This is a genomic window from Synechococcus sp. SynAce01 (genome assembly GCF_001885215.1).
GTDB lineage: Bacteria > Cyanobacteriota > Cyanobacteriia > PCC-6307 > Cyanobiaceae > Regnicoccus > Regnicoccus frigidus.
In genome coordinates this window covers 1,904,510-1,918,691 of record NZ_CP018091.1, presented here as the reverse complement: position 1 = coordinate 1,918,691, position 14,182 = coordinate 1,904,510, and the positions used below count along the sequence as shown (strand labels likewise).

General features: G+C 62.0%; 13 protein-coding genes, 1 tRNA gene and 1 pseudogene. 11 read left to right on the top strand and 4 right to left on the bottom strand.

All coding sequences use genetic code 11. From position 1 onward, the window contains the following. Nucleotides 1-26 precede the first annotated feature (26 nt). The 8 genes from BM449_RS10055 to BM449_RS15595 all read left to right on the top strand — a co-directional run bounded on the left by BM449_RS10055 (nucleotide 27) and on the right by BM449_RS15595 (nucleotide 7,904). A complete protein-coding gene (locus BM449_RS10055; RefSeq protein ID WP_233830637.1) occupies nucleotides 27-494 on the top strand; it encodes a ribosome assembly cofactor RimP in 468 nt (155 codons plus the stop codon). Nucleotides 495-538: 44 nt separating this feature from the next. Next, complete coding sequence (nusA, locus tag BM449_RS10050) at nucleotides 539-2,005, top strand: transcription termination factor NusA (protein ID WP_071801105.1); 1,467 nt, start codon at nucleotides 539-541, stop codon at nucleotides 2,003-2,005. After that, entirely contained in the window at nucleotides 2,002-2,280 is a 279-nt protein-coding gene (locus BM449_RS10045) for a YlxR family protein (protein ID WP_071801104.1), read from the top strand. The genes nusA and BM449_RS10045 overlap by 4 nt, the downstream gene beginning before the upstream one ends. Nucleotides 2,281-2,343: 63 nt before the next feature. Then, on the top strand, nucleotides 2,344-5,637 hold the full coding sequence (gene infB, locus BM449_RS10040) for a translation initiation factor IF-2 (RefSeq protein ID WP_071801103.1): 3,294 nt from the start codon (nucleotides 2,344-2,346) through the stop codon (nucleotides 5,635-5,637). 5 nt (nucleotides 5,638-5,642) lie between these two features. Then, entirely contained in the window at nucleotides 5,643-6,314 is a 672-nt protein-coding gene (locus BM449_RS10035) for a low-complexity tail membrane protein (RefSeq protein WP_071801102.1), read from the top strand. Between the two features lie 219 nt (nucleotides 6,315-6,533). Beyond that, nucleotides 6,534-6,605: transfer RNA gene (locus BM449_RS10025), tRNA-Thr, on the top strand. Nucleotides 6,606-6,919: 314 nt separating this feature from the next. Beyond that, on the top strand, nucleotides 6,920-7,426 hold the full coding sequence (locus BM449_RS10020) for a DUF1643 domain-containing protein (RefSeq protein ID WP_071801100.1): 507 nt from the start codon (nucleotides 6,920-6,922) through the stop codon (nucleotides 7,424-7,426). A gap of 94 nt (nucleotides 7,427-7,520) precedes the next feature. Next, nucleotides 7,521-7,904 (top strand): hypothetical protein, encoded by a 384-nt coding sequence (locus BM449_RS15595; RefSeq protein ID WP_071801099.1) that lies wholly within the window; start codon nucleotides 7,521-7,523, stop codon nucleotides 7,902-7,904. A gap of 127 nt (nucleotides 7,905-8,031) precedes the next feature. Here BM449_RS15595 and BM449_RS10010 read toward each other — a convergent pair. Beyond that, nucleotides 8,032-9,544: pseudogene (locus BM449_RS10010) on the bottom strand (IS5 family transposase); the annotation flags it as partial. Between BM449_RS10010 and BM449_RS10005 the strand changes: the two are divergent. Next, entirely contained in the window at nucleotides 9,497-10,015 is a 519-nt protein-coding gene (locus BM449_RS10005; RefSeq protein ID WP_233830632.1) for a phosphate-starvation-inducible PsiE family protein, read from the top strand. The pseudogene BM449_RS10010 and the gene BM449_RS10005 overlap by 48 nt on opposite strands. Before the next feature lie 14 nt (nucleotides 10,016-10,029). Here the strand turns inward: BM449_RS10005 and BM449_RS10000 are convergent, their stop codons facing one another. Both BM449_RS10000 and psbA read right to left on the bottom strand, forming a co-directional pair. After that, a complete protein-coding gene (locus BM449_RS10000; RefSeq protein ID WP_071801097.1) occupies nucleotides 10,030-10,701 on the bottom strand; it encodes a class I SAM-dependent methyltransferase in 672 nt (223 codons plus the stop codon). 161 nt (nucleotides 10,702-10,862) lie between these two features. After that, nucleotides 10,863-11,942: a photosystem II q(b) protein gene (psbA, locus tag BM449_RS09995; protein ID WP_071800883.1), complete on the bottom strand. Its 1,080-nt coding sequence runs from the start codon at nucleotides 11,940-11,942 to the stop codon at nucleotides 10,863-10,865. A gap of 515 nt (nucleotides 11,943-12,457) precedes the next feature. On the opposite strand from psbA, the gene BM449_RS09990 reads away from it, so the two are divergent. Beyond that, the gene (locus BM449_RS09990) at nucleotides 12,458-12,787 is read left to right on the top strand and encodes a hypothetical protein (RefSeq protein ID WP_071801096.1); all 330 of its coding nucleotides are present in this window, start codon (nucleotides 12,458-12,460) and stop codon (nucleotides 12,785-12,787) included. Nucleotides 12,788-12,837: 50 nt separating this feature from the next. Then, nucleotides 12,838-13,224 carry a hypothetical protein gene (locus tag BM449_RS09985; protein ID WP_071801095.1) on the top strand — a complete coding sequence of 129 codons (387 nt, stop codon included), beginning with the start codon at nucleotides 12,838-12,840 and terminating at the stop codon, nucleotides 13,222-13,224. Here the strand turns inward: BM449_RS09985 and BM449_RS09980 are convergent. After that, nucleotides 13,214-14,161 (bottom strand): aspartoacylase, encoded by a 948-nt coding sequence (locus BM449_RS09980; RefSeq protein ID WP_071802190.1) that lies wholly within the window; start codon nucleotides 14,159-14,161, stop codon nucleotides 13,214-13,216. The two genes, BM449_RS09985 and BM449_RS09980, sit on opposite strands and share 11 nt — an antisense overlap. Nucleotides 14,162-14,182 lie beyond the last annotated feature (21 nt).

Here is a 14,182-nt window from a genome sequence, read left to right as displayed (position 1 = left end):
TTGAACCGCTACCCGTTTCTGCCCCATTGAGCGATCCCCTCACAGCCGAGCTGCTGCTTTTGGCCCAGCCGGTGGCTGACGCCTGCGCTCTGGAGCTGGTGACAATCCAGATCCAGACGAACCGTGTTCCCTTGAGCCTGCAGATCCAGATCCGCAAGGCCGATGGGGGCGATGTCACCCTGGATGAATGCGCCGACTTCAGCGCTGCCATCAGCGAGGTCCTCGATGTCAGTGAGCGACTGCCCGAGGCCTATGTTCTGGAGATCAGCAGCCCAGGCATCGGCGAGGTCCTTGCCGACGACCGCGACTTTCACAGTTTTCGTGGATTTCCCGTGGAAGTGCGCTTCCAGGACAGCAAGGGAGCTGCGATCGCCCGAGAAGGTCTCTTGCTGGGGCGGGACGACCAATCCGTCTCCCTGAATCTGCGCGGTCGCACCAGCAAGATCCCCCGGGCTGATGTGCAGAGCGTGCGGCTGATCACGCCCCAGGCCTAAACGCCCGACCCTTCCTTTCCACCACCACTTCTTCTTTTGATCCGATGGCACTCGTTCTTCTCCCCGGCCTGCAGAACCTGATCGAGGACATCAGCGACGAAAAGAAACTGCCCACCCAGGTGGTGGAAGCGGCGCTGCGGGAAGCCCTTCTCAAAGGCTACGAGCGCTATCGCCGCACGCTCTATCTCGGCATCAGTGAGGATCCTTTTGAAGAGGATTACTTCAGCAATTTTGACGTCGGTCTCGACCTTGAGGAAGAGGGCTACCGGGTTCTGGCCAGCAAGATCATCGTCGAAGAAGTGGAGAGCGACGATCACCAGATCGGGCTCGTCGAGGTTCAGCAAGTAGCCGAAGACGCCCAGATCGGCGACACCGTGGTGCTTGATGTCACCCCGGAAAAGGAAGATTTCGGCCGGATGGCGGCCTCCACCACCAAGCAGGTGCTGGCCCAGAAACTGCGCGATCAGCAGCGCCGCATGATCCAGGAGGAATTCGCCGACCTGGAGGATCCGGTGCTCACGTCCCGGGTGATCCGCTTCGAGCGACAGTCGGTGATCATGGCGGTGAGCTCAGGCCTGGGAAGGCCTGAGGTGGAGGCTGAGCTGCCGCGCCGCGACCAGCTTCCCAATGACAACTACCGGGCCAACGCCACCTTCAAGGTCTTCCTCAAAGAAGTTTCCGAAGTGGCGCGTCGCGGCCCCCAGTTGTTCGTCTCCAGGGCTAATGCCGGCCTGGTGGTTTACCTCTTCGAAAACGAAGTTCCCGAAATCCAGGAGGGTTCGGTGCGGATCGTGGCCGTGGCCCGGGAAGCCAATCCACCGTCCCGCTCGGTCGGTCCACGCACCAAGGTGGCTGTCGACAGCATCGAGCGTGAAGTGGATCCAGTTGGTGCCTGCATCGGTGCCCGCGGCTCGCGTATCCAGCAGGTGGTCAACGAACTTCGCGGCGAAAAGATCGACGTGATCCGCTGGTCTGCCGATCCAGGCCAGTACCTTGCCAACTCACTGAGCCCGGCCCGCGTCGAAATGGTGCGGCTGGTGGACCCCGAAGGCCACCACGCGCACGTGCTGGTGCCACCTGACCAACTCAGCCTGGCGATCGGCCGCGAAGGTCAGAACGTGCGCCTCGCCGCCCGCCTGACCGGCTGGAAGATCGACATCAAAAATGCCCTGGAATACGACCAGGTTGCCGAGGATGCCAAAGCCGCTGAACTGATCGGCCTGCGCGAGGAAGACGAAAGAATCCAAGCCGAAGCTGAGGCGCGGCTGGAGGCTGAACAGGCGATCCGTGCCGAGGAAGATGCCCGCCTGCGCGAGCTCTACCCCCTGCCAGAGGACGAATTCGAAGAGGGCGACGACGCCGAGGACGCTCAGGGCGAATTCGTAGCCGGCGAGCCGGAAGGGGTCGCTGTGGCCAGCTCTGATGAGCCGGCCAACGAAGCCGCTGCAAGCGATGGAGAGGCCGAGGCTGTTACAAGCGAGGCTGCTATCAGCCAAGACGGGCTCCGTTGAGCGGCCGGCCAATTCTGCGCCGGTGCGTGAGTTGCAGGCAGCTCCTGGATCGCCGACTGCTCTTGCGGGTGGTCCGTTTGCCAGCCAAACAAGTGGTGCTTGATGAGGGTATGGGTCGTTCGGCCTACCTCTGCGCGAGCCTGGAGTGCCTGGAGGAGGCCAGACGCCGCAAGAAGCTGCAACGGGCTCTGCGCTGCCAGGTGGCGGATTCCATTCACACGGCACTTCAACAGCGGCTGGAGGACGCACGGGCTGCAGCCGCTGAGGCAAGATGAACAGTGGCCGCACCGTGCGTGGGGCTCGGCGGCACCCGTTGCCCCGACCGATTGGAGATCTGAATGACCAGCAGCGGCAAAGTCAGAATTTATGAGCTGTCCCGGGACTTGGGCCTGGAGAGCCGCGACGTGCTCGATGCCGCCGAGAAGCTGTCGATCGCGGCCAAGAGCCACAGCAGCTCGATCAGCGATGACGAGGCCGGCCGCATCCGCGACTTGATCAAGCCCAATGGCAACAGGGCCTCCCGGCCAGTTGCCCCGGCAAGGCCTGCAGGGGCAACCCCAACGCCAGCCACCCCTGCTCCGTCGAAGGCCATCCTCTCGGTCAAGAAGGCCGTGACACCCGCGCCAGCTGCTCCATCAGCCAGCGCACCGGTCACAGCGCCGGCCAAGCCTGCTGCCCCAGCAACGACAACGGCTCCAACCAGGCCTACCGGCCCCAGCAAGCCCCAGGCCGCCCCATCGGCTCCCAAGGCAGCTCCATCGTTGCCCAAGATTGTTGGCGCCCCGGCAAAGCCAGCTGCCGCACCGGTCAAGCCGGTTACGGCGGCTGCAGCGCCCTCACCAGCCAGGCCCGTCGGTCCGCCTAAAACCACCCCAGCCCCGGCCAGGCCCGCTCCTCCGGTCGTGATCAAGCCACCGGCGCCGGCCCGCAAGCCCGAGGCTGCCCTTTCTCCCAGCCCCAAGCCGGCCACCAGCCCCCGTCCCTTGCCCAGGGGCAGCGCACCGGCACCCCGCCCCGCTGCGCCGCAGCGGCCTGGATCGTCGCCACGCCCGGCCAGCAGTGGCAGTGGCAGCCAACCCCAGCTGATCGGCCGGCCCCAGAGCGGTCAACCGAGCCCCACCAGCAGCCGGCCGGCTCCGCCTTCAGCCCGGCCTGGACTCAGCCAGCGGCCCAGCGGTGCTCCGCAACGTGCGCCATCGCCGGTGCGGCAGGTTCCGCCCCGCAGTCCACTCGAGCTGGTCGGCAAGCCGATCCGCCGCGATGCGGCTTCTCCCGCGGCACCGGTCCGCAGCACGGCCGGCGCACCCGTGCGCCCGGGCGGCATGCCCCAGGGCATGCGCAAGCCCGTGTCTCCCGGCGAGCTGATGCAGCTCCAGACCCCCGGCAGTCGCACCCCTGCCGCTCCACCCCGGCGGCCGGAAGGGGGAATAGGCAATGCCACAGCCGACGGTCCTCGGCCAACAGCAACGGCCCCGGCAGCCCCCAGACGGCCTGGATTCCGCACACCGCAGCCCGCAAGCCGCGCCCGCCGGCCGGAATGGGATGACAGTGCCAAACTCGAGGCCCTGCGCAGTAAATCACCGCAGAAGCAGCGTCAGAAGGTCCACATCATCGGTGAAAACGATGATGCCCTCACCACTGAAACCAGCGGTTTCGCCGGTGAACAGGAGGCCCTGATTCTTCAGGCCAGCCTGGCCCGTCCGGCCCGGCCCCGCACCCGTGCGGCCACCCCTGGTGTCAAGCCAGTGGCGGCAATCCGCAAACGCAAGAAAGAAACCACGCGCCAGCGCCAGCGGCGCCGTGCCATGGAACTGCGCGCCGCACGCGAGGCCAAGGGCGCCCGGCCCGAGATGCTGATCGTGCCCGAGGGCAACCTCACGGTGCAGGAACTGGCCGACCGCCTCGGTGTGGAGAGTTCCGAGATCATCAAGTCACTGTTCTTCAAAGGGATCATCGCCACGGTCACCCAGACCCTTGATCTCTCCACGATCGAAACGGTCTCCGATGAGTTCGGAGTGCCGGTCCTGGAAGACGACGTCCAGGAGGCCGCCAAGAAGACGGTCGAGATGATCGAGGAAAGCGACAAGCTGCACTTGATTCGCCGGCCGCCGGTGGTCACCGTGATGGGCCACGTCGATCACGGCAAAACGAGCCTGCTCGATGCCATCCGCAAAACCCGGGTGGCCGCCGGTGAAGCCGGTGGCATCACCCAGCACATCGGTGCCTACCAGGTGGATGTCAGCCACGCCGGTGAACAACGCACCATCACGTTCCTTGATACCCCCGGCCACGAGGCGTTCACCGCCATGCGCGCCCGTGGCACCAAGGTCACCGACGTGGCGGTGCTGGTGGTGGCCGCCGATGACGGCGTTCGCCCCCAGACCCTCGAAGCGATCAGCCACGCCCGCGCCGCCGAAGTGCCGATCGTGGTCGCGATCAACAAGATCGACAAGGAAGGAGCCCAGCCCGAGAGGGTCAAGCAGGAGCTCTCCAACCAGCAGCTCGTCGCTGAAGACTGGGGCGGCGACACGGTGATGGTGCCGGTGAGCGCGATCAAACGCGAGAACATCGACAAATTGCTGGAGATGATCCTGCTGGTTTCGGAGGTCGAAGATCTCCAGGCCAACCCCGATCGGATGGCCAAAGGCACCGTGATCGAAGCCCACCTCGACAAGGCGAAGGGCCCAGTGGCCACCTTGCTGATCCAGAACGGCACTCTCAGGGCAGGAGATGTGCTGGCTGCCGGACCCATCCTTGGCAAGGTGCGCGCGATGGTGGATGACACCGGCCAACGGGTCAAGCTGGCTGGCCCTTCCTCCGCCGTGGAGGCTCTGGGCTTCAGCGAAGTGCCCACAGCCGGCGACGAATTCGAGGTCTATGCCGACGAGAAGGCCGCCCGCGCCGTGGTGGGTGACCGGGCCAACGTGGCTCGGGCGACTCGCCTGGCCCAGCAGATGGCTTCCCGCCGGGTGTCGCTGGCTTCGATGTCGGGCCAGGCCAGCGAAGGAGAGCTCAAGGAGCTCAACCTCATCCTCAAGGCCGATGTCCAGGGCAGCGTTGAGGCGATTCTCGGCTCGCTCGAACAACTGCCCCAGGGCGAAGTTCAGGTGCGGGTGCTGCTCTCGGCACCCGGCGAGATCACCGAAACCGACGTGGATCTTGCTGCCGCCTCAGGGGCGGTGATCGTGGGCTTCAACACCTCCATGGCCTCAGGGGCCAAGAAGGCGGCCGATGCCAACGGCGTCGACGTGCGCGACTACGAGGTGATCTACAAGCTGCTGGAAGACATTCAGTCGGCGATGGAGGGCTTACTCGAGCCAGAGATGGTGGAGGAAACCCTGGGTGAAGCCGAGGTGCGGGCCGTTTTCAGTATCGGCAAGACAGCCGTTGCCGGCTGTTACATCACCAGCGGCAAGCTGCAGCGCAACTGCAAGGTCCGGGTGCATCGCGCCAAACAGGTGGTCTTCGAGGGCGACCTCGACTCCCTGCGTCGCAACAAGGACGACGTCAAAGAGGTGGCCACCGGTTTCGAGTGCGGCATCGGCTGCGATCGTTTCGCCAACTGGCAAGACAAGGATCGCGTCGAGGCCTACAAGCTGGTCACCCAGCGGCGCACCCTGAGCACCAACTGAACGCCGTGAACCCGCGCAGCGAGCCCCTGCTTTGGGTCCAACTGCTGGGCCTGGCTGCTGCTCCTGCCGAGCTGCTACTGCTATTGCTGCTGCTGGCCGGAAGCGATCCGGGCCCCTTGCCAGGGCTCGAGCGGCTTCTCTGCTGGGGCCTCGGCGCTCTTTTGCCTGCAGCCCTGCTCTGGCAGCAGCCCGCTGATGTCTGGTCACTGTTGCTGCTGCAGACACCGGCCAAGGGGCGCAGTGAGCAGCAGCGCAGGCTCAGCTGTCTTCAGTCGCCCTTGCCGCTGAAACTGCTCGCAGCGGCCGGAGCTCTGGCTCTGCTGCCGGTGTTGTGGCTCAGCGACAGTCAGGCCGCCATAGCCACGGCTCTTTCCCCCTTGCGCCACAGCAGCAGGCTGGTGGCCCTGTTGCTGGCGGCTGCCCTGCTTGGGCTGATGCTCTGGCAATGGCAGCAGTTGCTGCAGGCTCTCTGGCTGCTGAGCAGGCCCGCCTCCCAACTGGCCACCGCCAGTCCGCTGGAGCCAACGGAGCCGCAAGAGCAACGGCTGAGCCTGGGGCTGCCCTTGCTGCTGCCCGAACCGCTCTCGCTAGCTGTCGCTGGGCCTGGGACTGCGATCACGCCAGAGCAGCAGACCGAAGAGCAGCAGCGCACCGACCTGAATGAGCAGATCCCCTGAGCCCAGCTCACCACCAGCGGAGACCCGCAGAGCCATGGTGGCCAGACCAATCGCTGCCGAGGCGCTGAGGGCGAACCAGAGGGCCCGGCGCAGCCCCCGCCAAGGAGCGTGAACCTCTTGGAGCAAGCGAGCCCTCAGTTCCGGATCCAGGGGCCGAGGTTGGCGCGATGGCATGGACGGCAAGGGGGGTGGGAAGTCCGATGCTAGTTTCAGGCAAGCGCCGGTGTAGCTCAGTGGTAGAGCAACTGATTCGTAATCAGTAGGTCGTCGGTTCAAGTCCGATCACCGGCTTTCTCAAAATCTCGAACAGCAAACTCCCCCCTACGGACCGGTTAGTTGGCTGGTATCAGCACAACAACGTTGCAGGTAAGAGCAGCGGGCTGAGCGAGGAACAAGACATCGACTATCTCCTGCCCCCTGATAACAGAAGATCGACCAAGTTACTGGAGAACTCACTCGGATTCCCCAAAGAACGTTTCTCCAGAACAATGTGCAGATTGGGAGGCAGAATTAAGATTCTTGGCCGTTATTTGACTGTTTTTATCGTTCAAAATTGGATTTGGGCAAAATAGGCGTGTTGCTGCGTTGACCAACACGCACACCGGATGGGACGCTCAGCCGTCTTCAGCCCCTGGGGCCTTTATCGCTACGTGCTCTGGCGCCACTGGCAGCGCGACGATGCCACCACTCGCCGCTGCATCCGCTTTGCCCAGGACTGGGGTTATGGCGGCCTGTGCCTGACCAACCTGTTCGCCTTTCGGGCCCGCCATCCCGCCACGCTGCTGGCGGCGGAGAAACCGGTGGGGCCTGAGAACGCTGCCTGGCTGCGGGCCTGCGCCGCCAGTTCAGCAACGGTTGTTGCCGCCTGGGGCCGCCAGGGCACGCAAGCCGGACGCGACTGTCAGGCGACCGCGCCGCGATGGCTTTTCTGCCGCCGCTGCAGGTGTTGCGCCTCGGCAAAACCGCCCAACCCATGCACCCTTTTTACCTGCCGAAAAACCTCAGACCTATTGCCTGGAGAGCGTTCTGATCCAAATCGTGGCAGCAGCGATCCAACGCTCCCAACCCGCCCTCCTCCATCAGCAACATCAGCAGAACTGATCATTTTTTAATTGACCGATAAGAACCACTTGGATTAACTTCGATCCCAACGCCTGATCAGCCAAGCCGGCTTGCCTCAGCACAATCCTGCAGAGACCCGAACTGATGGCCAACACGGAGACAAGCCCCCCGGAATCCAACCGCAGGGCGTTCAACGACACGGAGCAGACCAGCCACGAATCAGCTGAGCTCTCAGCGAGAGTTTCTGATTTGCCGCCCAAAACGGGCAACCAGGCCAGCAAGTCCAAAACTCCAGCCATGGCCTACGCGATCGCCAACGGCCATCGCATCCGAACAGAGCCGTCGCCTGCAGCCCCATCCAGCCAGTCAGAAGGCGTGCCCTGGCACCAGACCTTCCGTCGGGTCCAGATCGTCCAGGCTCTTGAAGTGGTTCAAGACCTCATTGCGGTGTCGTTGTGCGTGGGTCTGTTCTGCGTGATGGCCCTGCAACTCAGAGCCATCTTTCTGTCGTTGTTTAGGAATTCCTGAAAAACAAAAGCAAGGCACTCACGCAAAATGCAAGTGCTTCGCCGAAACAGCCAGCGACTCGATGCTGCCTATACCGCAAGCAGCAAATCGTGCGATTGGCCTCTGAGAGAGTAGTAGCCCTCTGAGTTCTCCTCCTGGAGGCTGTAAAGACCCAATAACCAACCCAGAATAAGGACAAAAAAGAGGCGCAGCAGCCTCAGCACCTTCTCGGAGCACATCACGATGAAGGCCATCGAGATCGTGGTCTCGGCACCATGCTTGAGTTTGGCCATGATCTGATCCAATGAATACTTACGCTTTCCAGCTCCAAAGGATCCCTCTACCTCATTGCGTCGGCGCTGATCAGCATTGAGTTGCTGCTTGCGGGCAGCATTCAGCTCTGGGTTCTTTGGGGGACGCCCCAAAGGCTTGCCTGAGAGCCGGATTCCGTTTCTCATGCAGAAGTGTCTATTCTCGCGATTGATGTAGATACGATCAGCGCAGATCCGCTCTGGGTAGCAACCATTGTCTTCTTTATATTTTTCTGCCTGAGCAATGAGATCTCCACCTTCGTTGTATGCATCCCAACTGATGCGATGAAGAAATGGAAAACCATTCTCCACAGTGATGCTGATTTTGGCACCAAACTCCACAGCTGCCCTTGCTTTTCCTCGAACGATCGGCCTCACCTGCTTCTGAACCAGGTGCACCAGCCGATGGGGAATGCTTCTGGTATTGCTTTCGAGAAGGATGGCTTGCTGCCGTGCCAGTTCACTGCAGGCCAGAAGCTTCTGCCACCAGTGCTGCTTGAGGGCAGAAAGGCTTGCCCCAACAGCGATCAACGCGTCGATCGACTCAAGATTGCGCTGCAGGTAGCTGAGCTGCTTCCTCACTGCAGCCTTGATTTTGCGCAGCCTTGGCTTTTTCTGCTTGGCGATCGTGAGGAAGCTGAAACGAGCTTTTTCGCGGTTGTAGTGGGGGCGATGGCGTCCAAAACCTTTGGACTGATGGCAAAGATCATCGATAATCTTTTCAGTGCCATTCCTCGCCTCGTTGAGCAGCTTCAAATCGGTAGGGTAGGTGATGTCTGCAGGGGTGCAGGAAGCATCAATGCTGATCGTTCCCCAGTTCTTGCCTTCTGGCCAGTCAGCTGGCTTGATCATCGAATCAAGTGAGAGCTGCGCGCCACCGTCTCCATCTTGATGATCCGGCTCATCGCTGTCATCAACTCTGGCAGCTACAGCTTCAACCAGCATCTCTTTGCCTCGCTGCACAATCAGCTCATTGATCTTGCGCAGATCTTTATCTGATAGTCGCTTACGGAAATGAACCATCATCGATGGATCAAAAGGGGCTTTGCTTGAGTAGCCAGAGAAGCCAAGAAAATACTGCATGTATGGATTTTCCTGGATCTGCAGTACAGTCTCCTCATCACTCAGACCAAGCCGCTGCTTGATGTAAAGAGCGCCAAACGCTAGGCGTACTGATTTGGCAGGAGCTCCGATCGTGGCGCTGAACTGTGGTGCGTAGGACGATTCAAGCTCTTCCCACGGTATCAACTGAGCAAGAACCACCCAGCGGTTATCTGGATCAAGTGTGCCGCCAAAAGGAAGGTGGAACTCCTCGATGGAGAGCTGGCCATTATGATGTTTCCGATACATTCGTGGCCGTTACACGATGTAGCGAGCAAGGATTTGCTCGGTCATGGCCAGTTTAGCGCCTTTGATTGGCTCAAACCAGCTGCAGGGCAGGGGTTTTGGCTTTTTCAGGAAGCCCTGTTTACCACCCTGAAGTTCCACGCGGTCACCTCCGACATCCTGTTCATCCTGATCCTGGTTGAACTGTTCCGGCTGCTGATCATCTATCTGCAGGAGCAGCGCGTTTCGATCGGTGTGTCCGTGGAGATCGCGATTGTTTCGGTTTTGCGCGAAGTGATTGTCACCGGGGTGCTGGAAACCGATTGGCGACAGATCCTCGCTGTCTGTGCCTTCCTGGCCTCCATGGCCCTGCTGATGGTTGTACGTGTTTGGTTGCCTACCACCTTTGCCGGCGTGGACCCAGAAGCCCACATGTCCGCTCGCCACAAACCATTCCAGGAGCAGGCACAAGCCGGGCAACAGCGCCACGGCTAGAACAGATGAGACGGTTAAGCCAGCGGCAATCGACCACTCACCTCCAGGTAGCGATCGCCCACCCTGGCCACCGTCAGGCCATTAAGCCGGGCAAGCCGCAACTGCTCTTCCACCTCCTCGCAGCAAAAAGCAGCCCGCAGCGAATGGGCGTAATCGGCACGCAACACCACCGGTGCGTCGACCATTTGTGCAGCCACCAGTGCCTCAAGATCGGCAACCGTTTCGGGGCGATGCAGATCGCGCACGACAACGACCGCACCGGCTGAACCAAGTTGATGAACGGTCTGCCAGAGCACCTGGGGATCGTGGAGATGGTGAAGCAGGCTGTTGCTTACCACAGCGCTGGCAGAGCCAGCCTGAAGATCGGCGCAGGGCAACACTGCCTGCCGAAAGCGAACGGCCTGATGCCAATGGGGCTTGGACTGTCTCCGGGCTTCGGCGATCTCCAGCATCGCGGCAGCCCCGTCGATACCGAGCACCAGGCTGTTTGGGTAACGATCGGCCAGGAGGAAGGTGATGTTGCCTGGTCCGCAGCCGAGATCGACGATGTGATCACCGAGATCAGCGCCGAATTGGTCAGCGATGCCATCGAGCAGCGCCTGATCGCTGCTGGCAAAATCCGCTTGCGCATAGGCCTGGGCCTGCAGGGGCGCGTCCATCAGTTCCGGCTCGCAGATCCTCTCCATCTCCCCAGCTCATCCAAAAGCGTTGTTGGCACTCTGGCCCTGCAACAGGCGGGGGCGGCAGCCGTCAGGACCCCATCAACCCACAAAAAAGCCCCCCTCGCAGTGAGGGGGGCTTGAGGTGAAAGGCATGGCTGGAGCCAACAGGGTTGACTCCGCTGCGATCAGCCGATGGAAGGCGTGATCAAAGCCACAGGGGTGGCTTCTGCAGAGGCCAGGTCAAGCGGGAAGTTGTGAGCGTTGCGCTCGTGCATCACTTCCATGCCCAGACCGGCACGGTTCAGCACGTCAGCCCAGGTGTTGATCACGCGGCCTTGGCCATCGAGGATCGACTGATTGAAGTTGAAACCGTTGAGGTTGAAGGCCATCGTGCTCACGCCAAGGGCGGTGAACCAGATGCCCACAACCGGCCAGGTGGCGAGCAGGAAGTGCAGGCTGCGGCTGTTGTTGAAAGAGGCGTACTGGAAGATCAGACGACCGAAGTAGCCGTGGGCCGCCACGATGTTGTAGGTCTCTTCCTCTTGGCCGAACTTGTAACCGTAGTTCTGGCTCTCGCTTTCGGTCGTCTCACGCACCAAGGAGCTGGTGACGAGTGAACCGTGCATGGCCGAGAACAGGGAGCCGCCGAAGACACCAGCCACACCCAGCATGTGGAAGGGGTGCATCAGGATGTTGTGCTCGGCTTGGAACACCAACATGAAGTTGAAGGTGCCGGAGATGCCGAGGGGCATGCCATCAGAGAACGAACCCTGACCGAAGGGGTAGATCAGGAAGACAGCCGAGGCAGCCGCCACAGGGGCGCTGTAGGCGACACAGATCCAGGGGCGCATGCCGAGGCGGTAGGAGAGTTCCCACTCGCGGCCCATGTAGCAGAAGATGCCGATCAGGAAGTGGAAGATCACCAGCTGATAGGGACCGCCGTTGTACAGCCACTCATCGAGGCTGGCGGCTTCCCAGATCGGGTAGAAGTGCAGGCCGATGGCGTTGCTGGAAGGAACAACAGCACCGGAGATGATGTTGTTGCCGTACATCAAGGAGCCGGCGACAGGCTCGCGGATGCCGTCGATGTCGACAGGGGGCGCGGCCACGAAGGCCACGATGAAGCAGATGGTGGCAGCCAGCAGGGTGGGGATCATCAGCACACCGAACCAACCGACATACAGGCGGTTGTTGGTGGAGGTGACCCACTCACAGAACTGACTCCAGGCAGAAGCGCCGGAGCGCTGCTGAACGGTGGTGGTCATAGGAACGGGAGGTTATGCCCCAAAAAGGAGCGAGGATAAGGACGAATGGCAGGCGGGACGTTTTCTCTAAGGAAGTCTGTGAAGGAACTCCGAAGAGGAAAAGCCTTGCCGCAACAGGCCGAAGCTCTGCCGTTGCCTTAGGCACTGTAACGGAATCTTGCGCTAGGTGTGGAAATCCATGTAAAACACCTCCCTTGCCAGGCGCCTAAACCACACCTGCCCTGCCACGGCGCCTGAGCAACGGCTCGGAGGTGTGGTCATGCAGATGAACAGGGCCCATAGCTGCAAAAGCTATTTAAGGTTTTTTTTGGAATCACCCTCCTCAGCGTTTTTATGGTGTTGATCTGTTGGGATTTGAAAGGATCCCGTTCCTCCGAAACCGTTCCGGTTCATGAAGCTCGCCGTCGCCGCCACCAGCTGGAGCTAGAGGGGGCTGTCATCTACTGGAGCGAACGCCTGGCCAACACCTGAGGGCACTGCTAGGAGTGCAGTGATTCTTTGGTCTGAGCCTGGCGATGTCGTGGCGTTTCCTGTCCCAGCGCTCCCTGGCCATGGTTGGCCTTGGGGCCATGGCCCTTGCTCTGGGCGGCTGCTGGTCTGCTCCGGAGAAAGAGACCAAGCGCATCGAAGAACTGGAGCAGCGATTGCAGCAGGTCGAGCAACGGCTTGCCAGCCCGGCACGCAGCAATCCGGCTGATCCAGCCGGCAAACCTCCAGCCGGAGTGGTCAAGTCGCTCACCTTCCGCATGGGCAGTGCCGACGATCGCCTGCGCATCTACTGGGCGGACGGAACCAGCAGCGATCTGCCCTGCACCATGGAACAAGGCACCTGGGCCTGCGGCTGAATCCTTGCCCTGATCCTTGCTTTGATGGATGGGCACCCTTGGCCCTCCCCATGAGCCTGAAGCCCGCCGTCCGACTCTGGTTCGGCCTGATTATTGGCGTGATTGCCAGCTTGAGCATCGCCACCACCCAGGTCGAGGCCCAGGCTGACTTTCCGTTCAACCTGCAACGGGCGACCAACCTGGCGCGCATGAAGGCCGAGACACTCAACGGTGGCCTTAATCTCTATCGACCGGATGCCTGCATGTACGACCGCAGCGCCGGGGATTGTCTTGTCGAGAGCAATGACGAGGGTGTCCTGTTCCGTTTTCTGGGAGGAGCGCCCGGTTGGCAACAGCTGGAACTCCCCGCCAGCTTTGAAACGGAACTGTTGATCTCCGCCGATGGCCGCGAGGTGCTTGAGGTGATCTATAACGGCCCCGTTCGCATCACTCCGTAGTCAGCGCTGTGATCGCCAACCCGGCGCAGAGGTCTGTCAACGCCTCTGACCAGCTGGCCTGAGTGGGCCAGTGTTGTTGCTGGGTGAGGCTGAGGGCAATGCCCTTCTCCCCGTAGGCCGCCTCGTTGATGAACACCGGCCAGAGCGGTGAATCGGCCGTGGCCTCCAGGCCGAGCGTTATGCCGTCTGGGGTGAGGAAGAGGGGGTCGCCGGGGTGAAGAGGCTGCCAGTCCCGGTGCTGGCGCTGGGGATGCAGGCAAGCGCCGGGCTGGCCATCGGCCTGACGGGGGAGATCCAGGCTGCCGCGGTGGAGGTGAACGATCAGCCGGGCCGGCAGCTTCAGCCGCCCGGCCTGGGCGTCGGCCAGCACCTGCAGGGCCGCTTCGACGGCCAGCTGGGTCTGGCGACAGATCGTGGCGGTGATCACCCCCTGGGGCACAGGCCCCACCTCGATCACCAGGCCGCAGGGCCAGCGCTCGATCAGGAATCCATGCTGGGAGTCATCGTCTTCGTGCAGGTAGATCGGCAGGCCGAGCAGGCCCTGGATACCGGCCGCCAAGGCCAGGTCGGCGGGGCGGCGGCCGTAGAGCACCAGAGAGTTGCCCATCGCCGCGGTGGTGCTGTGCAGATCGAGGACAACCGGGCAGGCTCTGACGCCGCTCGGGCCGTGGGCAGCGAGCAACTGGCGGGCCCGCTGGATCTCCAGCTCCTGCTGCTCGGGATCCTCCAGCAGGGCAGGCTGGAACGAGCGATTCAGATCACGATCGAGATAACGCACTCCTGCGGCAAGGGCGGCCGGGTTGCCGATCACCAGATCGACATCCAGACCATGGCTCTGCAGGGAGCTGGTCTCCTGGCGCCAGTGCTCCAGCAGCCAGGCTGCATTGCGCTCGTTGCCATGGGTCCCGCCCACCACCAGCACCCGCCCATCCGCCATCAGCACGCCTTCCTCTGCAGG